22 protein-coding genes and 2 pseudogenes are annotated in these 26,133 nt (G+C 67.6%); 9 read left to right on the top strand and 15 right to left on the bottom strand.

Annotated elements, in window-relative coordinates:
- The first annotated feature begins 5 nt into the window (after nucleotides 1–5).
- Nucleotides 6–677 (top strand): DUF6445 family protein, encoded by a 672-nt coding sequence (locus tag ACVWWW_RS08180; protein WP_027082975.1) that lies wholly within the window; start codon nucleotides 6–8, stop codon nucleotides 675–677.
- A gap of 57 nt (nucleotides 678–734) precedes the next feature.
- Here ACVWWW_RS08180 and ACVWWW_RS08175 read toward each other — a convergent pair whose 3' ends face one another.
- The 11 genes and pseudogenes from ACVWWW_RS08175 to prmB form a co-directional block, all read right to left on the bottom strand.
- Nucleotides 735–1,676 carry a 2-oxoglutarate and iron-dependent oxygenase domain-containing protein gene (locus ACVWWW_RS08175; RefSeq protein WP_027082974.1) on the bottom strand — a complete coding sequence of 314 codons (942 nt, stop codon included), beginning with the start codon at nucleotides 1,674–1,676 and terminating at the stop codon, nucleotides 735–737.
- Between the two features lie 61 nt (nucleotides 1,677–1,737).
- Complete coding sequence (gene glmM, locus ACVWWW_RS08170; protein ID WP_027082973.1) at nucleotides 1,738–3,087, bottom strand: phosphoglucosamine mutase; 1,350 nt, start codon at nucleotides 3,085–3,087, stop codon at nucleotides 1,738–1,740.
- Nucleotides 3,084–3,962, bottom strand: a complete 879-nt coding sequence (accD, locus tag ACVWWW_RS08165; protein ID WP_027082972.1) for an acetyl-CoA carboxylase, carboxyltransferase subunit beta — start codon at nucleotides 3,960–3,962, stop codon at nucleotides 3,084–3,086. Before accD ends, glmM begins: the two co-directional genes overlap by 4 nt.
- 120 nt (nucleotides 3,963–4,082) lie before the next feature.
- The gene (trpA, locus tag ACVWWW_RS08160; protein WP_027082971.1) at nucleotides 4,083–4,877 is read right to left on the bottom strand and encodes a tryptophan synthase subunit alpha; all 795 of its coding nucleotides are present in this window, start codon (nucleotides 4,875–4,877) and stop codon (nucleotides 4,083–4,085) included.
- A gap of 102 nt (nucleotides 4,878–4,979) precedes the next feature.
- Nucleotides 4,980–6,209, bottom strand: coding sequence for a tryptophan synthase subunit beta (gene trpB / locus ACVWWW_RS08155; protein ID WP_027082970.1), 1,230 nt, complete (start codon nucleotides 6,207–6,209; stop codon nucleotides 4,980–4,982).
- 48 nt (nucleotides 6,210–6,257) lie between these two features.
- Nucleotides 6,258–6,926, bottom strand: coding sequence for a phosphoribosylanthranilate isomerase (locus ACVWWW_RS08150; protein WP_027082969.1), 669 nt, complete (start codon nucleotides 6,924–6,926; stop codon nucleotides 6,258–6,260).
- Entirely contained in the window at nucleotides 6,923–7,756 is an 834-nt protein-coding gene (gene truA / locus ACVWWW_RS08145) for a tRNA pseudouridine(38-40) synthase TruA (RefSeq protein WP_051235104.1), read from the bottom strand. The genes ACVWWW_RS08150 and truA overlap by 4 nt, the downstream gene beginning before the upstream one ends.
- The gene (locus ACVWWW_RS08140; RefSeq protein ID WP_027082967.1) at nucleotides 7,753–9,441 is read right to left on the bottom strand and encodes a FimV/HubP family polar landmark protein; all 1,689 of its coding nucleotides are present in this window, start codon (nucleotides 9,439–9,441) and stop codon (nucleotides 7,753–7,755) included. Before ACVWWW_RS08140 ends, truA begins: the two co-directional genes overlap by 4 nt.
- Nucleotides 9,442–9,522: 81 nt before the next feature.
- Nucleotides 9,523–10,537, bottom strand: a pseudogene (locus tag ACVWWW_RS08135) (aspartate-semialdehyde dehydrogenase).
- 133 nt (nucleotides 10,538–10,670) lie between these two features.
- Nucleotides 10,671–11,762: a chorismate synthase gene (gene aroC, locus ACVWWW_RS08130; RefSeq protein WP_027082965.1), complete on the bottom strand. Its 1,092-nt coding sequence runs from the start codon at nucleotides 11,760–11,762 to the stop codon at nucleotides 10,671–10,673.
- A gap of 4 nt (nucleotides 11,763–11,766) precedes the next feature.
- Nucleotides 11,767–12,648, bottom strand: a pseudogene (gene prmB / locus ACVWWW_RS08125) (50S ribosomal protein L3 N(5)-glutamine methyltransferase); the annotation flags it as partial.
- 241 nt (nucleotides 12,649–12,889) lie between these two features.
- Between prmB and ACVWWW_RS08120 the strand changes: the two are divergent.
- The 3 genes from ACVWWW_RS08120 (at nucleotide 12,890) to ACVWWW_RS08110 (ending at nucleotide 14,727) form a co-directional block, all read left to right on the top strand.
- Nucleotides 12,890–13,420, top strand: a complete 531-nt coding sequence (locus ACVWWW_RS08120) for an SCO family protein (protein WP_456998747.1) — start codon at nucleotides 12,890–12,892, stop codon at nucleotides 13,418–13,420.
- Nucleotides 13,417–14,262, top strand: a complete 846-nt coding sequence (asd, locus tag ACVWWW_RS08115) for an archaetidylserine decarboxylase (RefSeq protein ID WP_027082962.1) — start codon at nucleotides 13,417–13,419, stop codon at nucleotides 14,260–14,262. The genes ACVWWW_RS08120 and asd overlap by 4 nt, the downstream gene beginning before the upstream one ends.
- An 81-nt stretch (nucleotides 14,263–14,343) precedes the next feature.
- The gene (locus tag ACVWWW_RS08110) at nucleotides 14,344–14,727 is read left to right on the top strand and encodes a hypothetical protein (RefSeq protein WP_027082961.1); all 384 of its coding nucleotides are present in this window, start codon (nucleotides 14,344–14,346) and stop codon (nucleotides 14,725–14,727) included.
- Between the two features lie 81 nt (nucleotides 14,728–14,808).
- Here ACVWWW_RS08110 and ACVWWW_RS08105 read toward each other — a convergent pair whose 3' ends face one another.
- A complete protein-coding gene (locus tag ACVWWW_RS08105) occupies nucleotides 14,809–16,455 on the bottom strand; it encodes a transglycosylase SLT domain-containing protein (protein ID WP_036141939.1) in 1,647 nt (548 codons plus the stop codon).
- A 132-nt stretch (nucleotides 16,456–16,587) separates the two neighbouring features.
- Here ACVWWW_RS08105 and ACVWWW_RS08100 point away from each other — a divergent pair, with 132 nt between their 5' ends.
- Entirely contained in the window at nucleotides 16,588–18,066 is a 1,479-nt protein-coding gene (locus tag ACVWWW_RS08100) for a helicase HerA-like domain-containing protein (RefSeq protein ID WP_027082959.1), read from the top strand.
- A gap of 27 nt (nucleotides 18,067–18,093) precedes the next feature.
- Nucleotides 18,094–18,597 carry a transcription elongation factor GreB gene (gene greB / locus ACVWWW_RS08095; protein WP_027082958.1) on the top strand — a complete coding sequence of 168 codons (504 nt, stop codon included), beginning with the start codon at nucleotides 18,094–18,096 and terminating at the stop codon, nucleotides 18,595–18,597.
- A 17-nt stretch (nucleotides 18,598–18,614) separates the two neighbouring features.
- On the opposite strand, the gene rimO is transcribed toward greB, so the two are convergent.
- Entirely contained in the window at nucleotides 18,615–19,997 is a 1,383-nt protein-coding gene (gene rimO / locus ACVWWW_RS08090) for a 30S ribosomal protein S12 methylthiotransferase RimO (RefSeq protein ID WP_027082957.1), read from the bottom strand.
- Nucleotides 19,998–20,123: 126 nt separating this feature from the next.
- Here rimO and ACVWWW_RS08085 point away from each other — a divergent pair, with 126 nt between their 5' ends.
- Entirely contained in the window at nucleotides 20,124–20,786 is a 663-nt protein-coding gene (locus ACVWWW_RS08085) for a dienelactone hydrolase family protein (RefSeq protein ID WP_027082956.1), read from the top strand.
- On the top strand, nucleotides 20,783–21,199 hold the full coding sequence (locus tag ACVWWW_RS08080) for an HIT family protein (RefSeq protein WP_027082955.1): 417 nt from the start codon (nucleotides 20,783–20,785) through the stop codon (nucleotides 21,197–21,199). Before ACVWWW_RS08085 ends, ACVWWW_RS08080 begins: the two co-directional genes overlap by 4 nt.
- Before the next feature lie 9 nt (nucleotides 21,200–21,208).
- Here the strand turns inward: ACVWWW_RS08080 and dcd are convergent, their stop codons facing one another.
- Entirely contained in the window at nucleotides 21,209–21,778 is a 570-nt protein-coding gene (dcd, locus tag ACVWWW_RS08075; RefSeq protein WP_027082954.1) for a dCTP deaminase, read from the bottom strand.
- 61 nt (nucleotides 21,779–21,839) lie between these two features.
- A complete protein-coding gene (gene apbC, locus ACVWWW_RS08070; RefSeq protein ID WP_081672076.1) occupies nucleotides 21,840–22,913 on the bottom strand; it encodes an iron-sulfur cluster carrier protein ApbC in 1,074 nt (357 codons plus the stop codon).
- Between the two features lie 324 nt (nucleotides 22,914–23,237).
- On the opposite strand from apbC, the gene ACVWWW_RS08065 reads away from it, so the two are divergent.
- Complete coding sequence (locus ACVWWW_RS08065; protein WP_036141936.1) at nucleotides 23,238–26,117, top strand: TonB-dependent receptor domain-containing protein; 2,880 nt, start codon at nucleotides 23,238–23,240, stop codon at nucleotides 26,115–26,117.
- Nucleotides 26,118–26,133: the final 16 nt, after the last annotated feature.

Here is a 26,133-nt window from a genome sequence, read left to right as displayed (position 1 = left end):
CGGGCATGCGCCCTGCTCCCGTTCGCCTCCCCGTTCTTCCATATCGAAAGCCCACCGAAGGCCGCGACTTCTGGGTCGTCGATGACGTGCTTCCGGATCCCGATCGCGTGCGCGAACGCGCACTCGCGCGAGAGGACTGGACGCTCGGCTGGCCGCATCGCGAAGAGAGCTGGCCCGGCGCGCGGATCATGCCGGGACTGGAGCCCGACGAACTCGAGGGCGTGGACGCGCGCGTCAAGGCGCTGACGGGTGCGACGAAGCTTTGGGTGCAGGCATCACCCGACGGCACGACGCTGAATCACAACTGCATCCAGGCGGTGGGCGACAACGAAGGCGAAGTGCGGCCGCATACGGATTCGCGTGCGCTGTGCCGCTACGCCGCGGTGCTGTATCTCAACCCGAAGGTGCCGGACGACTGCGGCACGAGTTTCTTCCGCCAGCGCCTGCCGACCGGGCAACTCGGCGGCAATTCGGTGATGCCGCCGCATAACAATCTGGTCGAAGCGCTGGGCACGCGGTTCGTCGCCGACGGCAGCTTCGTCGAGGACATCGCTGTTCCGCACCGCTACAACCGGCTGCTCGTCTATCGCGCGAACCTGATCCACAGCGCGACGCGCTACTGGGGCCGCACGCTGGAAACCAAACGCATGGCCGCGGTGTTCTTCTGGATGGCCTGATTCGGCCGTCAACCGCATCAACGAAAAACCCGGCCGAGGCCGGGTTTTCCTTGTGGGTCACTTCAGCTTGATTTCGCGAAGCCGCTCTTCGAGATAGCCCTGCGCCGTGATCGACTCCGGATAGCGGCTCGGGTTGTCCGCGCTGACGCACGACGGCAGCACGTCGATCACGAAATCCGGATTCGGATGCAGGAAGAACGGCGTCGAGTAGCGCGGCTGGCGCGCCTTCTCGCCCGGCGGATTGACGACGCGGTGCGTCGTCGACGGATACACGTGATTCGTCAGGCGCTGCAGCATGTCGCCGATGTTGACGACGATGGTGTCGGACTGCGCGGTGAACGGGATCCACTCGCCCTTGCGCGACAGCACTTCGAGGCCTTCCGCGCTCGCACCGACCAGCAGCGTGATGAGGTTGATGTCCTCATGTGCACCGGCGCGAACGTTCGGCACGTCGGGCGTGGTGATCGGTGGATAGTGGATCGGGCGAAGGATCGAATTGCCCTGGTCCGTCACCGTCACAAAGAAGTCTTCCGGCAGGCCGATGTGCAGCGCGAGCGCGCTGAGCATGCGCGAGCCGAGCGCGTCGAGCTCGGAATACAGGCGGTAGCCGACGTCGCGGAACTCGGCGATTTCGGTCGGCCACACGTTCGCCGGCATTGAGTCGGCGTACTTCGAATCGCGGGCGATCTCGCGACCGATGTGGAAGAACTCCTTGAGGTCGAAGTGCTGCGCGCCCTTCGCGGTCTCGATGCCGAACGGCGTATAGCCGCGCGCGCCGCCACCGCCGGCGATGTGGTACTTGCGCTTCACGTCGTCCGGCAGCGCGAAGAACTCGGCGAATACGCGGTAGGCGTCGTCGATCAGCTGCTGCGGGATGCCGTGGTTGCGGATGCCGGCGAAGCCCCATTCGCGGTACGTGGTGCCCACTTCGGCGACGAAGGCGTCGCGCTGCGACGGGTCGTCGAAACGCTTGATGTCGAGGGTCGGGATCTGGCTCATGTCGGTTCTCTTGTCGAGCCGGCAGTGTGGATCACCACCGGCTCCATCGATTTGATCGAGGTCAGGCCGCTGCGGCCTGCACGGCGGCGGCGAGCTGCGCGAGCGTGGCGTCGACGAGTGCATCGTCGTCGGCTTCGACCGTGACGCGCACGACGGGCTCGGTGCCGGACGGACGCAGGAACGCGCGACCCCGACCCAGCACCGCCTGCTGCGCATCGGCGAGCGCGGTCTTGACGCTCTCGGCTTCGGCCGGCTTCTTGCCCGCCGCGTAGCGGACATTGACCGTCTTCTGCGGCACGCGACGCAGGCCTTCGAGCGCCTGCGTCAGCGACATGCCGCGACGCCCGAGCACTTCCAGTACCTGCAACGCGCTGACGATGCCGTCGCCGGTGCTGACGCGATCGAGGCAGAGCAGGTGGCCTGACGCTTCACCGCCGAGCACCGCTTCGTGCGCGACGAGCTGCTGGTGCACGTAACGGTCGCCGACCTTCGCGCGCAGGAAGTTGATGCCGCGCTGGCCCAGCGCCTGCTCGAGGCCGAAGTTGCTCATTAGCGTGCCGACCACCGGGCCGCGCAGTCGACCCGCGGCCTGCCAGTCGGTCGCGAGCACGTAGATCAGGTCGTCGCCGTCGCGCACGTTGCCTTCGCCGTCGACGAACAGCACGCGGTCCCCATCGCCATCGAACGCGATGCCGAGGTCGGCGCCCTGCTCCACCACGGTCTTCGCGAGAAGTTCCGGGTGCGTCGAGCCGACGCCATCGTTGATGTTCGTGCCGTTGGGTTCGACGCCGATCGTGGTGACGCGCGCGCCGAGTTCGCGGAACACGACGGGCGCGACCTGGTACGTCGCACCGTTCGCGCAGTCGACGACGATGCGCATACCGGCGAGGTCGAAGCGGCGCGGCACGCTGCCCTTGCAGGCTTCCACGTATCGACCGAGCGCCTCGCGGGTGCGCACCGCCTTGCCGAGTTCGTCGGACGGAACGGTTCGGAACGGTTCGTCGAGTGCGGCTTCGATCGCGAGCTCGGTTTCGTCGTCGAGCTTCTCGCCTTCGGCCGAGAAGAACTTGATGCCGTTGTCGTAGTGCGGGTTGTGCGACGCCGAAATCACGATGCCGCCGTCCGCACGCAGCGAGCGCGTGAGGTGCGCGACCGCGGGCGTCGGCATCGGGCCCATCAGCTGCACGTCGACGCCGGCGGCGACGAGCCCCGCTTCCAGCGCGGCTTCGAACATGTAGTTCGAGATGCGCGTGTCCTTGCCGATGATGACGACCGGCTTGCGCCACGACGGCGCGCTGGAACGCAGCGCGTGACCGTACGCGTTGCCGAGACGAAGCACGAAGTCCGCAGAAATCGCGCCTTCGCCGACGCGGCCGCGAATGCCGTCCGTACCGAAATAACGACGACTCATGCCGCCGCGTCCGCGGGCTTGGGCTGCTTCATCATCAACGCGAGCAGGTGTGACAGGCGATCGCGCAGTTCGCGACGGTCGCAGATCATGTCGATCGCGCCGTGCTCGAGCAGGAACTCCGAACGCTGGAAACCTTCCGGCAGTTTCTCGCGCACGGTCTGCTCGATCACGCGCGGGCCCGCGAAGCCGATCAGCGCTTCCGGCTCGGCGATGTTGACGTCGCCCAGCATCGCGAATGACGCGGACACGCCGCCGGTGGTCGGATTGGTGAGCACCGAGATGTACGGAAGGCCGGCGTCGCGCAGGCGACCGAGCGCCGCGGATGTCTTGGCCATCTGCATGAGCGAGAACAGCGACTCCTGCATGCGCGCGCCGCCCGACGCCGAGAAGTTCACGAACGGACAGCCGATTTCCAGCGCCATTTCCGCCGCACGCGTGAAGCGCTCGCCGACGACCGAACCCATCGAGCCGCCCATGAACGGGAAATCGAACGACGAGGCGACGAGGTCGCGACCGTCCAGCGTGCCGCGCATGGCGATCAATGCATCGCGCTCGCCGGTCGACTTCTGCGCGGCCTTGATGCGGTCGGAATACTTCTTCTGGTCGCGGAACTTCAGCACGTCGGTCGGGCCGAGTTCGGCGCCGATCTCGCTGGCGCTGCCGGCATCGAACAGCGCCGCGAGCCGCGCCCGGGCGCGGATCGGCATGTGGAAGCTGCACTTCGGGCAGACCTCGAGGTTTTCCTCGAGCTCCGGGCGATACAGCGCGGTGGCGCAGCGGTCGCACTTTTCCCATAGACCTTCCGGCACGCTGCGGCGGCGCTGCGTGCCTTCGGTGCGGATGCCGGACGGCATCAGTTTCTTGAGCCAGGACATGCTGGAGGCTCTCCCCTATCGGACGAACGGCCGCCACGCGGCCAGCGGGTCAGTGTAGCTCAGCGCTCCGGACCGGCCGGTTGAGCCGGCCGGGCTTCCGTTCGCGGACTGCGACAGACGTCAGGCGTCGAGCGCGGCGCGCAGCGGTGCGAGGAACGCGCGGGCTGCGGCGGCCGGATCCGCGGCGTCCGCCAAGGCGGAGACCAGCGCGCTGCCGACCACCACGCCATCGGCGTCGACAGCCATCGCCGCGGCGCTCGCGGCGTCCTTGATACCGAAGCCGGCGACCACCGGGACGCCGGTGCCGTCGCGAATCACGCGCAGGCGCTCGCCGGCGGCGCCGGTATCTAGCAGATCCGCCGCGCCGGTCACGCCGGCGAAGCTGACGTAATAGAGATAGCCGCGTGCCAGGTTCTGCAGCATCGCGATGCGCGTGTCGGACGAGGTCGGCGACGCGAGCAGGATCAACGCGACACCCGCCGCCTCGAACGCGTCGCGGAACTCCGCGGCTTCTTCCGGCGGCAGGTCGACCAGCAGGATGCCGTCGACGCCCGATTCCGCCGCGAGCTTGGCGAACGCCAGCGGCCCGCGGATCTCGACGGGATTGAGGTAGCCCATCAGCACGACCGGCGTGTCGGCATCGCGCGCGCGGAACTCGCGCACGCTGCGCATCACGTAATCGATGCCGACGCCACGTGCCAGCGCGCGTTCGGAACTGCGCTGGATGGTCGGGCCGTCGGCCATCGGGTCGGAAAACGGCACGCCGAGTTCGATGACGTCAGCCCCGGCTTCGACCAGTGCGTGCATCGCGGGCACGGTCGATTCGAGCGACGGATCGCCCGCCGTCAGGAACGGGACTAGCGCCTTGCGGCCGGCGGACTTGAGCTGCGCGAAGCGTGTGTCGATGCGGGACATGGAATCCAAATTCGATGGCGCACCTTCGTCGAAGGTGCCGGCGGGCGTCGGTCGATCAGTGCGACCGTCGCCATCGCGGCGTCGCGGCGTGCGCGCGGTGCATCAGAGCGTCATGCCGTCGCGCGCGGCGATGGTGTGCACGTCCTTGTCGCCACGCCCGGACAGGTTGCACAGCACCAGCGCGTCCTTCGGCAGATCGCGTGCAAGCTTCACCGCCTGCGCGATCGCGTGGCTCGACTCGAGCGCCGGCAGGATGCCTTCGGTGCGCGCGAGGCGATGGAAGGCTTCGAGCGCTTCGTCGTCGGTGACGCCGACGTACTGCGCGCGACCGGTGTCCTTGAGGAACGCGTGTTCCGGGCCGACGCCGGGATAATCGAGACCTGCGGACACCGAATGCGTTTCGATGATCTGGCCGTCGTCGTCGCAGATCACGTAGGTGCGATTGCCGTGCAGCACGCCCGGACGACCTGCGGCGAGCGATGCGGCATGGCGACCGGTATCGATGCCATCGCCCGCGGCTTCGGCGCCGACGAGGCGCACGTCGCGATCGTTGAGGAAGGCGTGGAAGATGCCGATCGCATTGCTGCCGCCGCCGACGCATGCAGTCACCGCGTCAGGCAGACGACCGTATTCGGCGAGCATCTGCGCCCTCGCCTCGCGCCCGACGATCGCGTTGAAGTCGCGCACCATGCGCGGGTACGGATCGGGGCCGGCGACGGTGCCGATGATGTAGAACGTGTCGCGAACGTTCGTTACCCAGTCGCGCATCGCTTCGTTGAGCGCGTCCTTGAGCGTCGCCGAACCGCTGGTCACCGGCACGACGGTCGCGCCGAGCAGCTTCATGCGATAGACGTTGATCTTCTGGCGCTCGATGTCGGTCGCGCCCATGTAGACGACGCATTCGAGGCCGAGCCGCGCCGCCACCGTCGCGCTCGCGACGCCATGCTGGCCGGCGCCGGTCTCCGCAATGATCCGCGTCTTGCCCATGCGGCTGGCGAGCAGCGCCTGGCCGATGGTGTTGTTGATCTTGTGCGCGCCGGTGTGGTTCAGGTCTTCGCGCTTGAGCAGGATGCGCGCGCCGCCGGCTTCGCGGGTCAGGCGTTCGGCGAAGTAGATCGGGCTCGGGCGGCCGACGTAATGAGCGAGGTCGCGATCGAAGGCATCGACGAACGCCGGATCGACGCGCGCGGCGTCGTAGGCGTCGGCCAGCTCCTGCAACGGACCCATCAATGTTTCGGCGACGAACCGCCCTCCGAAGCGACCGAAGTGGCCGTCGGCGTCGGGATAGGCGTTGTAATCGTCGACCGCGGAGGTCGGTGCAGCGTCGGACATCGTCGGGGCCGGCAGGACGCGGGGGAGCGCGCCCGCCAGTTTAGGCGATCAGCAGGCCGCTACGGCCGCGTCGGTATGGCAATCGGCGCGACGCACTTCCTCGACGAAGCGACGCATCTTGTCGCCGTCCTTGATGCCGGGTTCGCCTTCGATGCCGCTGGACACATCGACGGCCCACGGCGTCGCGGTGGTGACCGCTTCGAACGCGTTCTCGGGGGTCAGGCCGCCGGCGAGTGCATAGGGTTTCTGCAGGTCGCGCGGGATGCGCGTCCAGTCGAACGTGCGTCCGCTGCCGCCGCTCTCGCCGGTGCGATGGCTGTCGAGCAGGAAGCCCGCGGCGCCAGGGAACCGAAGCTGCAGATAGTGCGGCGCCATGATTTCCTCGCCCATCGGGACGACCTTGAGGTACGGCAGGCCGAACGATCGACAGAACGAATCGTCTTCGTTGCCGTGGAACTGCAGCAGGCTCGGACGGACCTGGCGCACGACGTCGCGCACTTCCTCCAGCGAGTTGTCCTGGAACAGCGCGACCGCATCCACCAGCGGCGCGAGCGCCTGGCGCATCGCGCGCGCTTCTTCCGGCGCGATGCGACGCGGGCTCTTCGGCGCGAACACGAAGCCGATGCCATCGACGCCGAGCTCGCAGGCCAGGCGCACGTCGCCCGGACGGGTGAAGCCACAGAACTTGATGCGGGTACGGAAGAGAGTTCGATTCACAAGGTGACCTCGGGGGGAAGGTGCCATTCCGCGGGGTAGCGCGGGCCCAGGAAGACCAAGCCCGCCGACGGCGCCGTCGGGCCGGCGCGCGTGCGATCTCGGCCTTCGAGCAGCTCGGCGATCCAGCCTTCCGGCCTGTCGCCACGACCCACCATCAGCAGGCTGCCGACGATGTTGCGGACCATGTGGTGCAGAAACGCGTTGGCCTGGACTTCGACTTCGACCACGTCGCCGGCGCGGCGGACGAGCGCCTCCTGCATCTCGCGCCGTGCGTGCGCAGCCTGGCAATGCACGGTGCGGAAGGCGGAGAAATCGCGCTCGCCGATAAGGAACTGTGCCGCCCGGTGCATCGCGGCGGCGTCAAGCGGTCGTCGCTCCCATGCCAGCACCTGGCGTTTGAGCGCCGGGCGGACGGGACGGTTGAGGATGCGATAGACGTAGCGTCGGGCGCGTGCAGAGAAGCGCGCGTTGAAGTCGCGTGGCACTTCGCGGCACCAGAGAACGGCGACTTCGGGTGGGAGCCGGGACGTCGCGCCCAGCATCCAGCCGCGCGGATCGCGCTGCACGGTCGCGTCGAAATGCGCGACCTGGCAGGCGGCGTGGACGCCCGCATCGGTGCGGCCGGCGCAGGTGACTTCGATCGACCTGCCCGCGACAAACGACAAAGCGGCCTCGACCGTGGCCTGCACGGTCGGAAGCGGTGTGGGTTCGGGCTGGCCGTGCGCACTCAGGCGCTGCCAGCCGCTGAAACAGGTGCCGTCGTACTCGACGCCGATCGCGTATCGCGTAGTCTCGCCGCCGGCCGGCTCCGTGGCCGCGCCGTCGGTCATCCCATGTCCCGCAGCATTTTCGCGGCGACGCCGCGGGTGGTGGCGTCACCGGTTTCGGCGACCTCGGCGAGCAAACTGCGCGCGCGCTCGCGGTCGCCCATGTCGAGGTAGGCCTGCGCGAGTTCCAGACGCTCGACGCTGTTGGCGTCGGCGGACGGCGTTTCGAGCGGCAGCTCGACGGCGGCGGCAGGTGCGACCGCCGCCTTCGCGGGAGCCCTACGACGCGGCGTCTTGGCGACTGCCGGCGTTCGGTCCCACGACGGCGTGGCATCGACGGGCTCCGGCTCCGGCGCGGAAATCGGCGCGGCCGGGCCAGCCGGGAACGCGTCAGCCAGAGACGGACGCGGCTCGGTCGACGGTGCGCGGAACACCGGTTCCGGACGCGAGCGACGGCGCGCCCAAGCCGCGGCGGCGAGACCGAGGAGCACCAGCACGCCTCCACCGATCCACGGCAGCGACGACGAATGCTCGGCTTGCGGCGGCTGCACGGCCGGCGGCTGCGTCGCCTTGCGCTGCTGCGCGGCGGCGAGCTGCGAGTTCTGCATCGCCAGCAACTTCTGTTGATCGGTCTGCAGTTTCTCCAGCTCCGCCACGCGGCTCTTGAGTTCCTGCACTTCGGCATCGCGCGCGGCGAGCGTTTCCTTGGTCTGCACGAGTTCCTGTCGAAGCATTTCCCCCTCGCCTCCGGCATCGATGCCGGACTGGGTGCCGCCGCGGGCCGTTCGGCCGGCGCCCGGGGGCACGATTTCGAGTCGACCGCCCGCCTCGGCCGCAGCCGACGCCGGACGGTTCGGCTGCGCCGCCTGCGCGACGGGCGCCTGCGGCTGCGTACGCGCCTGTCGGTACTGCCGCGCGTACGTACGCACGAGGTCGGCCGCTTCGCGCGCCTCGACCGCCTGCAGTTCCGACGTCGCCGGCACGCGCAGCACGCTGCCGCTGCGAAGTTGATTGAGGTCCCCGCCGATGAACGCCTCGGGGTTCGCCCGCAGCAGGCCGATCATCGTCTGCTCGTTGCTGGCGCCCTGCGGCGCAACCTGCGAGGCGACCCGCGACGCGGTGTCGCCCGGACGGACGCGGTATTCGGTGCCTGGCGATGAACTCGGCGCGGGCTGCGCAGCGATCGGTGCCGGCGCGGGCGCGGGTGTCGGAGTCGCGCTCGGCGTGGCAGCCGGCGTCGGCGCTGCAGGAGTCGGCGCAGGCGTCGGTTCGACCGCGACCGGACGCTCGATTACCGCCGGCGACTCGACCGCAGGCGCCTGCACGACGACCGCGGGCTGCGAATCGATCGAACCCGGCTGCGCGACGGTCGCGGTGTACTCGCGGACCAGTCGTCCCTCGCCCCAGTCGACCTGGATGAGGAAATCGAGCAGCGGCTCGGTGACCGGCTGCGACGTCGTGATGCGGATGACCGGCCGACCCTGCAGGTCGCTGCCGACGGTGAACTGGAGGTCGGCGACGATGCCGATCGGCGGCTCAAGGCCGACGCGGGTGAAGGTTTCCGGCGAGGCGAGCGCGGCCTGGAGGTCGACCAGTTCCGACGGGTCATTGCTGACAACCGGGATCTCCGCCAGCAGCGGCTGCCCGAGTCCGGACTTGACCTGCAGCTGTCCCAGACCGAGGGCATGGGCCGACCCGCTCGCCAGCGCGAGAGCCAGCAGCCCGACGGATCGCAACAATGGCCTCACGGATGTCTCCCCTACGTTCCGCCGCGACTCTAGCAGGCCGGGCCGACGTCGCACGAGCCGTGCGACGCGACCGGTGCCGGCTTATTCGGCGATCACGAGCTCGGCGAGCTGCACCGCATTGAGCGCGGCACCCTTGCGGATGTTGTCCGCCGTCACCCACAGCGACAGCCCGCGCGGATGCGAAATGTCCTCGCGGATGCGGCCGAGCGTAGACGGCATCGTTGCCCGACGCATGCGTCACCGGCGTCGGATAACCGCCGGGCTCGCGGTCGTCGACCACTTCCAGGCCCGGCGAGGCTTCGAGCAACTCGCGGGCGCGCTCGGCCGTGATCTTCTCGCGCGTCTCGATGTGCACGGCCTCGGAGTGGCCGTAGAAGACCGGCACGCGGACGACGGTCGGGTTCACGAGGATGGAGTCGTCGCCGAGGATCTTGCGCGTCTCCCAGACCAGCTTCATTTCCTCGCTGGTGTAGCCGTTCTCGAGGAAATCGCCGCCGTGCGGGATCACGTTGAAGGCGATCTGCACCGGGTAGACCTCCGGCTTCGGGTCCTGGAAGTTCAGCATCGCCGCGGTCTGGCGACCGAGCTCTTCCAGCGCGCGACGACCGGTGCCCGACACCGACTGGTACGTCGCGATGTTGATGCGTTCGATGCCGACTTCGCGATGGATCGGTGCGAGCGCCACCATCAGCTGCATCGTCGAGCAGTTCGGATTGGCGACTATGCCGCGCGGCCGGTTCTTCAGCGCCTCGGGGTTCACTTCGGACACCACCAGCGGCACGTCGTCCATGTAGCGGAACGCGGACGAGTTATCGATGACCACCGCGCCCGCCTGCGCAAACTTCGGGCCGTATTCCTTCGAGATGTCGCCGCCGGCCGAGAACAGCGCGATGTCGACGCCGGTCGGGTCGAACGTCGCGAGGTCCTGCACGACGATCTTCCGATTCTTGAAGTCGACCTTCTCGCCGGCCGAGCGTTCGCTCGCGAGCAGGTGCAGTTCGGCGATGGGGAAGTCGCGCTCGGCGAGCACCTTCAGCATGGTTTCGCCGACGGCGCCGGTGGCACCGACGACTGCGACATTCACGGGGTTCTTCATGTGTTCGTTCTCTCTGGGGCTGTCGCGCCGGCACTCGGGCTTCGTGCGCGATGGCGAATAGTTGGATTGTCGGGCAAACGCACGTCGCGGCGCAGGCGAGCGTCGCGCCCAAGGCGCGCGCAGCGGCTGGCCGCTATCGTTTTTTCACGTCGCCGCACTGCGCGCGATGGCGCAGCGCCTGGTCCATCAAGACGAGCGCGACCATCGCCTCGCAGATCGGCGTCGCACGGATGCCGACGCAGGGGTCGTGACGTCCGGTCGTGATCACTTCGACCGCATTGCCGTCCACGTCGACGCTGTCGACCGGCAGCCGAAGGCTCGACGTTGGCTTGAACGCGACCGAGCAACGCAGCGGCTGGCCGGTGCTGATGCCGCCGAGGATGCCACCGGCATGGTTGCTGTCGAACTGCGGGAGACCATCGCTGCCCGGACGCATGACATCGCGATGCACCGAGCCGTGCATCGGCACCGCGTCGAAACCGTCGCCGATCTCGACGCCCTTCACCGCGTTGATGCTCATCAGCGCAGCGGCGAGTTCCGCATCGAGCTTGCCGTAGATCGGTTCGCCCCAGCCCGGTGGCAGCCCGAGCGCGACGACCTCGATGCGCGCACCGACCGAATCGCCGGACTTGCGCAGCGCATCCATGTAGGCCTCGAGTTCGGCAACCTGCGCGCCGTCGGGCCAGAAGAACGGATTGGCTTCGACGTCGGTCCAGTCCGGAATATCCGGGCAGGAGGAACGGATCTCGCCGAGCTGCGACAGGTAGCCGCGCACCTGCACGTCGAATGCGGACGCCAGCCACTTCTTCGCGATGACGCCGGCGGCGACGCGCATCGTCGTCTCGCGCGCACTCGAACGACCCCCGCCGCGCGGATCGCGCACGCCGTACTTCGCCCAGTACGTGTAGTCGGCATGGCCGGGCCGGAACTGCTGCGCGATCGCCGCGTAATCCTTGCTGCGCGCATCGGTGTTGCGAATGAGCAGCGCGATCGGCGTGCCGGTGGTGACGCCTTCGTACACGCCGCTGAGGATCTCGACCTCGTCGGCCTCGTGGCGCTGCGAGGTGTGCCGCGTGCGGCCGGTCGCGCGACGTTCGAGATCGCGTGCGAAATCCTCGACCGCGATCGGCAGGCCCGGCGGACAACCGTCGACCACGCAGCCGATCGCCGGACCATGGCTTTCGCCGAAGGTCGTGACGCGCAACAGGTGGCCGAAAGTGTTCAAGGCGTCAGGCGCGTGCGTCAGCGAGTTCGCGGATGCGCGCGTGGTGCTCGACGAGGTCGTCGCGTTCGACGACGAAGATGCCCATCTGACCGACCTTGAACTCCACCCACGCCATCGGCAGCTCCGGCAGCAGGTCGCCCAGCGCGCGCTCGGCCTCGCCGACTTCGCAGATCAGCAGGCCGTTCTCGGTGAGGTGTTCCGGCGCGTCGCGCAGGATGCGCAGCGCGAGGTCGAGGCCGTCGTCGCCGGCACGCAGGCCGAGCTCGGGCTCGTACGAATACTCGCGCGGCAACGCGTCGGTTTCGTCGTTGGTGACGTACGGCGGATTGGTGACGATGAGATCGAAACGCTCGCCCTGCAGGCCGTCGAACAGGTCGGACTTCACGAACGAGACGTTGGGAACATGCAGGCGTTCCTTGTTCTCGGCCGACAGCGACAGCGCTTCGTCGCTGATGTCGATGCCGACGACGTCCCAGTTCGGGTGGTAGTGCGCGGTCGCGATCGCGATGCAGCCGGAGCCCGTGCAGAGATCCAACACGCGTTCGACGTCGCGCTCACCCAGCCACGGCTCGAAACCGGCAGTGATGAGTTCGGCGATTGGCGAACGCGGCACGAGGGCGCGGCGGTCGGACTTGAAGCTGAGGCCGGCGAACCACGCCTCGCCGGTGAGGTAAGCGGCGGGCACGCGCTCGTCGATGCGGCGTCGGAACAGCTCCAGCACGCTGCGCATCTCGTCTTCGGTCACGCGCGAGGCGCCGTAGATCGGATTGAGATCGTGCGGCATGTGCAGCGCATGCAGGACGAGCTGCGTCGCTTCGTCCAGCGCGTTGTCGTAGCTGTGGCCGAAGGTGAGGTCCGATGCATTGAACAACGACCCGCCGTGGCGGGATCAGGTCGATGATCGAGACCTGCTGAAAGTTCGGAAGGCCAGCGCCCATTGACGTCGCACACGCAGGAAGGCCCGCGATTATAGCGGGCGGCCGGTATCATCGCCGGTCCCGTCGGGCCTGGAGCCGACCATGTTCAACCGGACGACGCTGATCGTTCTCGCCGCCGCGCTCGCCGGTGGCCTCGGGCTGCTCGCCGCACGCCACGTGTTCGCGCCCGCGGCGTCGGCGGCGCCTGAGATGAAAGCGGTGCACCTGATCGACCCGCGCGCCATTCCGGCCTTCGCGCTGCGTCAGTCCGACGGCACCCAGCTCGTGCCCGGCGAACTCAAGGGCCACTGGACGCTGGTGTTCCTCGGTTTCACCCATTGCCCGGACGTCTGCCCGACCACGCTTGCCGAGATGGCGCGCGCGCAGAAGCAGTGGGAGGCGCTGCCGGAAACCACGCGCCCGCGGTTGCTGTTCGTGTCGGTCGACCCGGACCGCGACACGCCCGATCGCGTCGGCGAATATGCGCATGCTTTCCATCGCGACACGCTCGCGGCCACCGCCGACGTACCGACGCTGGAACGCTTCGCGCGCTCGATCGGCCTGGTGTTCGAGAAGTCGCCGCCCGCGCCCGGCGCACCCGCGGATGCATATTCCGTCGACCACAGCGCGGCGATGATCGCGCTCGACCCCGAAGGCCGCATGGCCGGTCTGCTGCAGCCGCCGCTCGATCCCGCCGCGATCGCCAGCGACCTCACGACCCTGACGAAGACGATGCGATGAGCCTGGTCACCCGCCTCACCTACGCCCTGCCCCATCGCTTTCTGTCGTCGCTGGCGCGTTCGCTTGCGTACTCGAAGCATCCGCGCGTCAGCCGTTGGCTGATCGACACGGTGACGCGCAAGTTCGGCGTCGACCTCGAGGAAGCTGCTGAAGCAGACCCGCGTTCGTACGACTCGTTCAATGCGTTCTTCACCCGTTCGCTGAAGCCCGGCGCGCGCACCGCGCATGTCGACGCGAACGCGTTGGTGATGCCGGCCGATGGTCGCATCAGCCAGTGCGGGCCGATCCGCAACGGCGAGATCTTCCAGGCGAAGGGACGCAGCTTCACCGCAGCGGAACTGCTCGGCAGTGAAGAAGACGCGCGTCCATTCGCGGATGGGGTGTTTGCCACGGTGTACCTCTCACCGCGCGATTACCACCGCGTGCACATGCCGTGGACCGGCACGCTGAGGCGCACCGTGCACGTGCCGGGTCGGCTGTTCAGCGTCGGACCGAACGCCGTGCGCTTGGTGCCGCGACTCTTCGCACGCAACGAGCGTCTCGTCTGCCACTTCGACACCGACTTCGGGCCGATGGTGATGGTGATGGTCGGCGCGCTGCTGGTGTCGGGCGTCGAAACCGTGTGGAGCGGCATCGAGATTCCGCAGTACGGCGACCGCATCAACGTCAAGAGGTACGAGCGCGGCATCACGCTGGAGCGCTTCGCCGAGATGGCGCGCTTCAACTACGGCTCGACCGTGATCGTGCTGCTGCCGGCGGGCGTCGCGACGCTCGATCCTTCGCTGCAGGCGGAATCGGCAGTGCGCCTCGGCGAGCGGCTGGCGACGCTGCTGCCACGTTAGAGCCCGGTTAACGCGACGAACGGTGGCGTCGCCGTGTCGGCGCGCTCTTAGCATCGGCATTCCTGTTGCGAAGGAATCGCTATGCGCACCATCAACACTGTTGTTCTGACGTTCGGGCTGGCGACCGCCGGCATCGCGGCTGCGCAAACCCCGCGTCCCGCTCCGAAGCCCATGCCGCCGACTGCGACGGTCGGCCGAAGCACGCCGTCGCCCGCGATCATCGTGCAGGGCGGCATCACGCCACAGCCGGGCTGCGGTCCGTCAACCGGCGGTTCGATGAGCGGAACGCCGAGCGCGGCGATCGGTCCGAAGCAGGACGACCCGGTCGGCCCGCATCCGAACAGCGCCGCGACATCCGGCGCGCTCGCGTCGTCGACCGGCGCGATCGCGATCGGCCCGAAGCAGGATGATCCGGTCGGGCCGCATCCGTCCGCTGCGATCAAGTGCACACCGGCGACCCACTGACCGCCGTAGCAGTTCCATCCGCTCCAAAGAAAAACGCGCCATGATCCGGCGCGTTTTTCGTTTCGTTCGAACGGAAGGCGATCAGCCCTCGCAGCCCTTCAGCATCAACGTCTGGCCGCGCTTCAACGCATTCGCGCGCTTGACGCCGTTCGCCTTGGCGAGGTCGTCGGTATCGCAGCCGAACTTCTTCGCGATGGTCGACAGCGATTCGCCTTCCTGCACGCGATAGCTTTTCGGCGCGCGTGACTTCGAATCGGTCTTGCTGCGCGACTTCGCATCGGCATCGGACTTCGCAGTGCGACGCGCGTCGACGTCCGGCGTCGGTGCAGGCACCACGCGGGCCGGCGGTGCGACCATCGGCGTCACCTGCGACGACGGCCCAGTCGGCACCGTGTCGGACGGCGAGGTATCAGTGTCGTCCGCAGGAATCGCCTGCAACGGACCCGTACGCACGACCGCGCGGCTCGGATCGCTGAGCACCAGCGTCTTTGCGAGATCCGCGCGCGCGCCACTCACGCACCAGCGGTTGTAGGCGCTGACGATGCGTGTCGTCGCCACGAGGCTCGTGCCGGCCGGCAGAAACGTCTCGGGCTGGTAGCGCGGATTGAGGTTGCGCAAGGTGCGCATGTAACCCTCGCGCACGCCCTTGTTACCGAGGCAGATGCCGAGCTGGTAGATCGACGCCGACTGCGTGAGCCGCAATGGCGCGGGTCGCGCCGACACCTTCGGGAACGTCAGGCCGTATTCCTTGGGATGCAGGAACAGCCACGCCGCGCCGATCACCATGGGCACGTAGTCGCGCGTTTCCGCGGGGAACTGGTTGTAGACGGACTCGTCCCAGAACGAACGCGCCGACGTGCCCTGATAGACGCGCAGCGCACGGCCTTCGCCGCCGTTATATGCGGCCAGCGCCAGCTCGATGTTGCGGTTGAGCTGACCCATGCGCTCGTTGAGATATTCGGCACTGGCCTGCGCGGCCGAGCGTGGGTCGTAGCGCGTATCGAAGCCGGTGCCGTCGTCGCCGAGGCCGAAGCGCTTACCGGTCGCGTACATGAACTGCATCGGGCCCGCCGCGCCGGTGCGCGACGTCGCATGCACCTTGCCGTTCGATTCCTTGGCCATGATGCCGAACAGCAGCGCTTCCGGCAGGCCGCGGCGCTCGTACTCCGGCCACATCAGGTAGCGCATGTTCTCGTAGTTCTCGTAGCTCGACAGCAGCGAGCCACGCATGTCGGTCAGCCAGCGACGGATCGCCTGCTGCACGGCGGGGTTGTACTCGACCATGCGATCGAAGCGGTGGTCCTCCGACAGCAGCGCCGCGGCGTGCGCGGCTTGCGGAACGTTCGCGGCGGCACCTTCGTGGCCGATCGCGTCTGCGGTCAGCGGCGCGTCGTCCTCATCGTCGGCATCGGCGTCGACGGACTGCTTCAGCAGCCGGTTGTACGTCGCGAGGAAGGTGTTGACGGGGCAACCGCGCAGCTGGATGCAGGCGGTCATCACCTCTTCCATCTCCTGCAGCGCGGCATCGCTTTCGGTCTGCGCGCCGGGGTCGTCGTTGCGGACGCCGATCGATGCCCTGGTGAAACGTGACTCCGCGGCCTGCATGCGCGAGGTCAGGGCGTCGACATTGACGGTCTCGCGGCGGGCGGCGAACGAGAGCGAGGGGACGAGGAAAAGCGCGGCGGCGCAGGCGAGCGACAGCCGGTATCGAAGAATTTGGGGGGTCATCACGGGGAACGGTACGGCGGGAACGGCCGAGGGTATCCCCCGCCCGCGCGGCGGGGCAAGGAACCTCATCCGCAATCCGGGCTGTTCGCATCGCGTGGTTAGAATCGAGTCATCCCCCGGTACGAGTTCGCGATGACGCTTTCGATCCTGCTCGGCAAGACCGCTCCGCCCGAGCTCAAGCCCGTCGAACTCCCCGCCCGCACCGGCAACCGCCACGGCCTCGTCGCCGGCGCGACCGGCACCGGCAAGACCGTCTCCCTGATGACCCTCGCCGAAGGCTTCTCGCGCATCGGCGTTCCCGTGTTCATGGCCGACGTGAAGGGCGACGTCGCCGGGCTCGCCATGGCGGGCGTGCCGAACGAACGCCTGCAGTCGCGGCTGTCGACGCTGGCCATCACCGACCACGCGCCGGAAGCGAATCCGGTCATCTTCTGGGACCTGTTCGGCACCGCCGGCCACCAGATCCGCGCCACGGTCTCGGAGGTCGGCCCGATCCTGCTGTCGCGCATGCTGGAGCTCAACGACACGCAGTCCGGCGTGCTCGACATCGCGTTCAAGCTGGCCGACGACCAGGGCCTGCTGCTGCTCGACCTCGACGACCTGCGCGCAGTGCTCGGCCATCTCGCCGAGGAGCGCAAGTCGATCTCGACGCAGTACGGGCTGGTCAGCGCGCAGTCGATCGCGGCGATCCAGCGTTCGCTGCTGCGCCTGGAATCGGACGGCGGCCACCAGTTCTTCGGCGAGCCCGCGCTTCAACTCGCGGACCTGATGCGCACCACGGCCGACGGGCGCGGCGTGATCGGCATCCTCGCCGCCGACAACCTGATCATGAAGCCGCGGCTGTATTCCACGTTCCTGCTGTGGCTGCTGTCGGAGCTGTTCGAGCAGTTGCCCGAGGTCGGCGACGTCGACAAACCGAAGCTCGTCTTCATCTTCGACGAAGCGCATCTGCTGTTCGACGACGCGACGCCCGCGCTGCAGCAGCGCGTCGAGCAGGTCGTCCGGCTGATCCGCTCGAAAGGCGTCGGCGTCTATTTCTGCTCGCAGTTTCCGGACGACGTGCCCGGCGAAATCCTTGGCCAGCTCGGAAACCGCATCCAGCACGCGCTGCGCGCATTCACGCCGCGCGACCAGAAGGCGGTGCGCGTCGCGGCCGAAACGTTCGTGCCCAATCCGAAGATCGAGGTCGAAGCCGCGCTTACGCAGCTTGCGATCGGCGAGGCGCTGGTGTCGGTGCTGTCGGCTGAAGGCGTACCGTCGCCTGTCGAGCGCGTGCTGATCGCGCCGCCACGCTCTCGCATGGGGCCGATCACACCGGCCGAGCGGCAGCAGCTGCGCGCGACGAGCCCGGTAGGCGCGAAGTACGACCAGGCGCTGGATCGCGAATCCGCGTCGGAGATGCTCGCGCGCCGCGCGGAAGCGCCGCCGGCTACGCCCGTCGCGACACCACCCCCGCCGCGCTCCGCGCCTGCGCCGCGCGCGTCGAATCGTCAGGGCATCGTCGAGACCATGGCCAAGCAGGCGGCACGCACCGTCGGCAGCCAACTCGGTCGGCAGATCGTGCGCGGGCTGCTGGGCAGCCTGCTCGGCGGGCGCGGGCGCAGTCGATGACGTTTACACGCTGGTTCGGCTAACGCGATGGGCCGCTGGCGTCCACCGGGCGAACAGAGCACGGCGCTGATCACGCGCGAAGGCTTCGAGCGCATGAAGGCCGAGCTGGACGATCTCTGGCGCGTCAAACGCCCGGAGATCGTGCGTGCGCTGTCGGCCGCCGCCGCCGAAGGCGATCGCTCGGAAAACGCCGAATACATCTATCGCAAGAAGCAGCTCGGCGAGCTGGATCGGCGCGTGCGTTACCTGAGCAAGCGCGTGCCGTCGCTCAAGGTGATCGAGAGCGCGCCGTCGGACCGGGACGCGGTCTTCTTCGGCGCGACGGTGGAGTTGGAAGACGCGGCGACGGGCGAACCGCTTCGCTATCGGATCGTCGGGCCCGATGAGACCGATGCGGCAAAGGGCGACATCAGCATCGACTCGCCGGTCGCGCGCGCGCTGCTGAAGAAGCACGTGGATGACGAGGTCGAAGTGCAGTTGCCGATCGGCCCGCGACGCGTCGTCATCGTCGACGTGGCGTACCCGGACTAACGCACGCCCACCCGCGTTTAGGCGCGAACCGGCAGCGGAGTCAGCGTCGGCATCTCGGGCACAAGCGCTTCGCCGAACAGGTCGTGCTCGTCGCTGCCCATGATCTCGACGTCGACGAACTGACCGGGCTTCAGGCCCAGCTCGCCGCCGTTCTGGATCTGAACGACGCCGTCGATCTCCGGTGCGTCGGCCTTCGAACGCGCGATCGCGAGTTCGCCGTCGACCATGTCGACCATGCACTTCTGCACCGTGCCGACCTTCGCCTCGAGACGCGCCGCCGAAATCTCCGCCTGGCGTTCCATGAAGCGCGCAAGGCGCTCCTGCTTCACTTCTTCCGGCACCGGATCCGGCAGGTCGTTCGCCGCCGCGCCTTCGACCGGCGAGTACGCGAACGCACCCACGCGATCGAGCTGCGCTTCGTCGAGGAAGTCGAGAAGTTCTTCGAACTCCGCTTCCGTCTCGCCCGGGAAGCCAACGATGAACGTGCTGCGCAGCGTGAGGTCGGGGCACATGCGGCGCCAGTTCTGCACGCGCTCCAGCGTCTTCTCGACCGCACCCGGGCGCTTCATCAGCCGCAGGACGCGCGGGCTGGCGTGCTGGAACGGGATATCGAGGTACGGCAGCACCTTGCCCTCGGCCATCAGCGGGATGACGTCGTCGACGTGCGGGTACGGATACACGTAATGCAGGCGCGACCACACGCCGAGCTGCGACAAGCCTTCGCACAGCGACTTCATGCGTGTCTGGTACGCGTGGCCGCGCCACTCGCGTTCGGCATAGCGCACGTCGACGCCGTAGGCGCTGGTGTCCTGCGACACGACGAGCAGTTCGCGCACGCCGCCCATCACGAGTTTCTCGGCTTCGCGCAGCACGTCGTCGACCGGGCGCGACACGAGGTCGCCGCGCATCGACGGAATGATGCAGAAGCTGCAGCGGTGGTTGCAGCCCTCGGAAATCTTGAGGTACGCGTAGTGCTTCGGCGTCAGCTTGATCCCGACGTCGTTCGCGGGCAGCAGGTCGATGAAGGGATTCCGCACCTGCGGCACGGCGGCGTGCACGGCAGACATCACGCTCGCGTAGTCGGCAGGGCCGCTGATCGCCAGCACGTCAGGGTGCGCTTCGCGAATGACATCGGCGCGCTTGCCGAGGCAGCCGGTGACGATGACCTTGCCGTTCTCCGCGAGGGCTTCGCCGATCGCGTCGAGCGACTCTTCCACCGCGCTGTCGATGAAGCCGCAGGTGTTGACCACCACGACGTCGGCGTCGTCGTACGTCTGCACGAGCTCGTAACCCTCCACGCGCAGCTGCGTGAGGATGCGTTCGGAGTCGACGAGGGCCTTCGGGCAGCCGAGGCTCACGAAACCCACCTTGGGGTTCCGGACGGGATTTTGGGCGGACATGGCGTGGTCTCGAGGGGCGGTCGGAAGCGACGGCCCGGTGGCCGCGACATCGGCCGCGGCGGGTGTCCAGTATAACGGCCGGGATTGGCCGTCCCGAGCGGCCGTGAATCGCATTCAGGAGGCCCGATGGGCACGTGGCACGAACTCGAAACCCCGCAGGGCGCGGTGCGCACTTGGCATGCCGTGCCCGACCGCGAACCGGCCGGTGGCATCGTCCTGATCCAGGAAATCTTCGGCGTGAACGGGCATATTCGCGATGTCGCGGAGCGCTTCGCAGCGGAGGGCTTCGAGGTCGCTGCGCCGTCGCTGTTCGATCCGGTCGAGCCGAACGTGGAGCTGGGCTACGACGCTGCGGGCGTCGCGAAAGGCCGCGAGCTGGTCGGAAAGCTGGGCTTCGACGCGGCGATCTCGATCGTCGACGCAACAGCCGGTTGGTTGCGGGGCCGCGGTCGCACAGTCGGTGCGGTCGGCTTCTGCTGGGGTGGCAGCGTGGCTCTGCTCGCGAACACGCGGCTCGGGCTGCCGTCGGTGAGCTACTACGGCGCGCGATCGATGCAGTTCCTGGGCGAACCGCTGCGCGCACCGATGATGTTCCACTTCGGCGAGCGCGATTCGAGCATCCCGGCCGCCGACATCGAGGCACATCGCGGCGCGTATCCGCAGGCCGAAGTGCACGTCTACGACGCCAACCACGGCTTCAACTGCGACCGTCGCGACGACTACGACCCGGCCGCCGCCGCGCAGGCGTGGACGCAGACGGTGCGCTTCTTCAGGGAAGCGTTGAAGTGACCGACTGGTCGCTGCATGCGCAGCTGGCGGCCGACACGCACCCGGTCGCGTCGCTGGCGCTATGCGACATCCTGCTGATGAACGACGCGCGCTGGCCGTGGCTGATTCTGGTGCCGCGCATCGACGGCGCACGCGACTGGATTGATCTCGATCGGGAGTCGCAGCATCGGCTGTCCGACGAGATCGCGGGAGCGAGCCAAACGCTGCGCGACCTGCACGCGCCGGACAAACTCAACGTCGCGGCGCTCGGGAACATGGTCCCGCAGCTGCACGTGCATGTGATCGCACGCTTTCGCACCGACGCGGCGTGGCCGCGGCCGGTGTGGGGTGTCGGCGACGCGGCACCCTACTCGCCCGAAGCGCTACCGGGCGTGCTGCAGTCGCTGCGCGAACGATTCGGGCGCAGCGACTGAACCCGGACGTCAGGTCTTCGGCAACGTCACGCCGACCTGGCCCTGGTACTTGCCGCCGCGATCGCGGTACGACGTCTCGCACACTTCGTCCGACTGGAAGAACAGCATCTGCGCGACGCCTTCGTTCGCGTAGATGCGCGCGGGAAGCGGCGTCGTGTTGCTGAATTCCAAGGTCACGTGGCCTTCCCATTCGGGCTCGAGCGGCGTCACGTTGACGATGATGCCGCAGCGCGCGTACGTGCTCTTGCCGAGGCAGACCACCAGCGTGTCGCGCGGAATGCGGAAGTACTCGACGGTGCGTGCCAGCGCGAACGAGTTCGGCGGGATGATGCAGACGTCCGACTCGATGTCGACGAAGCTGCCTTCATCGAAATGCTTGGGGTCGACGATCGTCGAATTGATGTTGGTGAAGATCTTGAACTCGCGCGAGCAGCGCACGTCGTAGCCGTAGCTGGACGTGCCGTAGCTGACGAGGCGCTCGCCGGACGCGGAACGCTTGACCTGGCCGGCTTCGAAGGGCTCGATCATCCCCTTCTCCTGCGCCATCTGGCGGATCCAGCGATCGCTCTTGATGCTCATCGTGCGGCCCGTGCGGCTAAAAAACGCATTCTAGCCGCTGATGCCGGCCCGCCGGCCGCGGCTACTCCCCAGCGAGGCTGATCGACAGCGAACGCGCGACGGTCGGACGACGCGCCAGTGCCACGGCCACCTGCCGCGCCGTAGCCACGAACGCCTGCGCGGCGGCGGACTCGGGTTCCGCAGCGACGATCGGCGCACCGGTGTCGCCGTGCTCGCGGATGCCCCGCTCCAGCGGCAGGCTGCCGAGCAGCGGATAACCGTAATCCGCCGCCATCCGTGCGCCGCCGCCCTCGCCGAAGATGTGCTCGGCGTGGCCGCAGTTCGAACACACGTGCAGCGCCATGTTCTCGACGAAGCCCAGGATCGGCACGTTGACCTTCTCGAACATGCGCACGGCCTTGCGTGCGTCCAGCGTGGCGACGTCCTGCGGGGTCGTCACAATGATCGCGCCGGCCACCGGAATCTTCTGCGCGAGCGTCAGCTGGATATCGCCCGTGCCGGGCGGCAGGTCGAGGATCAGGTAGTCGAGATCGCCCCAGCGCGTGTCGTTGAGCAGCTGCGTGAGCGCCGACGTCGCCATCGGGCCGCGCCAGATCATCGGCGTGTCCTGCTCGACGAGAAGCCCGATCGACATCGCTTCGATGCCATGCGCGGTCAGCGGCTGGATGGACTTGTTGTCCGGACTTTCGGGACGGCCGGACAAACCGAGCATCGTGGGAACACTCGGCCCGTAGATGTCGGCGTCGAGGATGCCTACGCGCGCGCCTTCCTGCGCCAGCGAGACCGCGAGGTTGACCGCAACGGTCGACTTGCCGACCCCGCCCTTGCCCGATCCCACGACGATCAGGTTGCGCACCGTGGTGAGCGGCGATAGGCCGGTCTGAGGCGCATGTGCGTCGATGCGCTGGCGGATCGTGACGTTGCCGGGCGCGTGGCCGGCGGCGGTGAGGGCCGCGGCGATGCGCGATTTCAGCTCGCCGTCAATGCGGGCGGTTGGCACCTTCGCGATGACATCGACCTCCGTGAAATCACCGCGGGTACTCGTCCCCACTCGGCTCGCGATGTCGCGAAGCGTCGTGCCGGGGATGGCTGCATCGGCGGCAAGCAGAAGGGATTCGATGTCGGTCGTGGTCATGACGTTGCCCGTGGAAACTCGACGTGTTGGACGCCATGCCGCCATTGTCGCGCGGGCCGTGGGTAAGCGCACGTTTCTTCGTCTCATCCGATGAGACACACCGCGCGCCGTTCGCTGACTGGTTCGCATCGCCATGTCGAAGTGCATGAGGCGCGCGTCACACACGAATTCCTTGTGTCGCTGACAACTTCAGCTTCGCGCATCGCGCACATGACCAATGGCCTGTCAGACGCGTGTTACGCGAATGTTACGGTCGGAAAGTCAATGCAATGACACACGAATCGCACGGAGGCTTTCGATCTCTCCCATGGGGTATTCCAGTTGATGTCACGCAATGCAACCATCGTGCGGAGTCGCCTCGCGACCGCACTTCTGGCCGCGATGCTATTGCCGACGGCCGCACTCGCTCAGAGCACCACCACCTCCTCCACCACTTCGTCGGACACCACGCCGACCACCGCCGATGGCACGAAGGCGGACGGACATCAGCTGGACCGTGTCGTCGTCACTGGCTCGCTGATTCCGCAGACGGCCAAGGAAACGGCTACGCCCGTTAGCGTGATCTCCGCCGAGGACATCAAGGCGCGCGGCTTCACCAGCGTGTCCGATGCCCTCCAGCAGAGCTCGTTCTCGACGGGCGGCGTGCAGGGCGGCCAGACGTCGGCCGGCTTCACGCAGGGCGCCGAGACGATGAGCCTATTCGGCCTGTCGGTTGGCTACACCAAGTACCTGATCGACGGCCGCCCCATGGCCGACTATCCGGCGCTCTACAACGGTAGCGACACGTTCAACAACATCAGCGGCATCCCGATCGACCTCGTCGAGCGCATCGAAATCCTGCCGGGCGGCCAGTCGTCCCTGTACGGCTCCGACGCCATCGCGGGCGTCGTCAACATCATCCTGAAGAAGAAGCTCGCAGCGCCTGTCATCAGTGCGCGCGTGGGCGGCTATTCCGACGGCGGCGGCGACAGCTACCGCGTCAGCGGCGCGACCACGTTCTCCGCCGCGGACGACCGTTTCAACGTCCTGCTCGGCGCGCAGTACGAAAAGCGCAACCCGATCTGGGCGTACGACCGCGACATCACCAAGCAGTACAACCAGAACGGCACGAGCCCGGCAATCGCCAGCCGCGACTTCCTGGTCTACGGCTACCGCAACATGCTGACGGCCGGCCTGGACGACTACGGCTACGTCTTCTCCGACCAGAACAACTGCGCGAATACGACCGGCCTGTTCGGCGGCACCGAAGGCCTGAACACGCGTGAGGGCTACGGCCAGTATTGCGGCTCGCTGTTCAGCCCGGGCTATCGCACGCTGCAGAACGGTAAGGAGTCGGCGCAGGGCTACGTGCATGCCACGTTCGACATCAACGCCGATCACCAGCTGTACGCGGACGCGCTCTACAGCCACGAGAAGGTGAACTACAACATCGGCGCCGGCTACACCTGGTGGGGCACCGGCGTGAAGTGGGGTTACTTCTACGATCCCGCCGCCGATGGCCTGGTCAACCTGCAGCGCGGCTTCGCACCGGAAGACTTCGGTCCGGGCGGCTACAAGAATACGATGAGCCGCGACACCAGCGAGTCGTCGATGACGACCATTGGTGCGCGCGGTGCCCTCGGCCAGTCGGGCTGGGACTACGACGCGTTCGTGTCCGCCACGCGCTACTCGTTGAACGAGCGTTCGTGGGCGCGCCTTGCCGATCCGATCAACGATTGGTTTGAACAGAACGTGCTCGGCGCGCAGGACGGGTTCGACCCGTACTACGGCGCGTATCCGGTGTTCACTCCGAACTACGCGCGCTTCTACTCGCCGCTGACCGCGGCCGAGATCGGCAGCTTCACCGACTTCACGACGTCGAAGAGCCGCACCGCCAACACGATGGCGCGGGCGCAGGTCACCAACAGCGCGTTGTTCTCGCTGCCGGGCGGCGATGCGGGCATCGCGTTGGCCGTCGAGGGCGGTCACGAGACGTGGCAGTACAACCCCGATCCGCGCCTGCTCGACGGCGAAATCTGGGGCACGACCGCCGTCAGCGGCGGCGGTGCGCGCAATCGCTATGCGGCCATCGGCGAACTGCGCCTGCCGGTGTTCGCGCCGCTGACACTGTCGCTGTCGTCGCGCTATGACAAGTTCAATCCGGACGGTGCGGACCCGGTCAGCAAGGCGACGTATTCGGTCGGGTTCGAATACCGTCCGTTCCAGAGCCTGCTGTTCCGCGGCAAGTACGGCACCGCGTTCAAGGCGCCGACGCTCGCCGACCAGTTCCAGGGCGAGAGCGGCTACTACAACTTCGTCACCGACTACTACGCCTGCCAGCAACGCGGATTCAGCCCGGCGGACGTCGTCGACTGCCCCGCCCGCTACACGAGCGTGCAGTACTTCGGCACCACGTCGGGCAGCCTCGACCTGCGTCCGATGAACGCCAAGGTGTGGAGCGGCGGCGTGGTGTGGGCTCCGACGGCGGCGTTCTCACTCGGCGCGGACTTTCACCACTGGGAGATCGAGGACGAAGTCGGCCAGCAGAACGCGAACGGCCTTGCGCTGCGCGAGATGTACTGCCGCACCGGCGCCGCCGGCTACGACATCGACTCGCCCGTCTGCCAGGACGCGCTGTCGAAGATCACCCGCAACAGCGCGGGCACGATCACCGACATCTCGACGCCGAAGGTCAACGAGGCATTGGAAGTGCTGAGCGCGCTGACGCTCAGCGCCAACTACCACGTCGGAATCGGTGCGTACGGCGACCTGCTGTTCCGCGGTTCGTACACCAACAACCTGAAGCACGAGTACACGCAGTTCGCCGGCGATACGCCGATCGACCTGGTGCGTCGCCCGGGTTGGAGCAGCGACCCGAAGTCGAAGGCCAATGCCTCGGTCACGTGGAGCAACGGCGCATGGGGCACCACGCTCTATGCCAACCGAATGGGCCACACGCCGAACTACCGTGCGCAGGTCGACGACAACTACGACGCGGCCACCGCGGGCAAGCTGGATCCGTTCACGCTCTACAACCTGAGCGTCGACTACCAGGCGATGCCGCAGCTGTCGCTGTCGTTGATGGTGAACAACCTGCTCAACACCATGCCGCCCAAGGACCCGACCTACTCGGGCAGCACTTCCGAGCCGTACAACAGCGCGCAGTACAGCCCCTACGGCCGCGCCGTCTACCTCGAGGCACGTTGGCAGTTCGGCAAGAAGTAAGCGTTTCCCAAGGCTG

This window comes from Lysobacter sp. HA18 (assembly GCF_054057595.1).
This window is presented reverse-complemented; position numbering and strand designations above follow the sequence as displayed.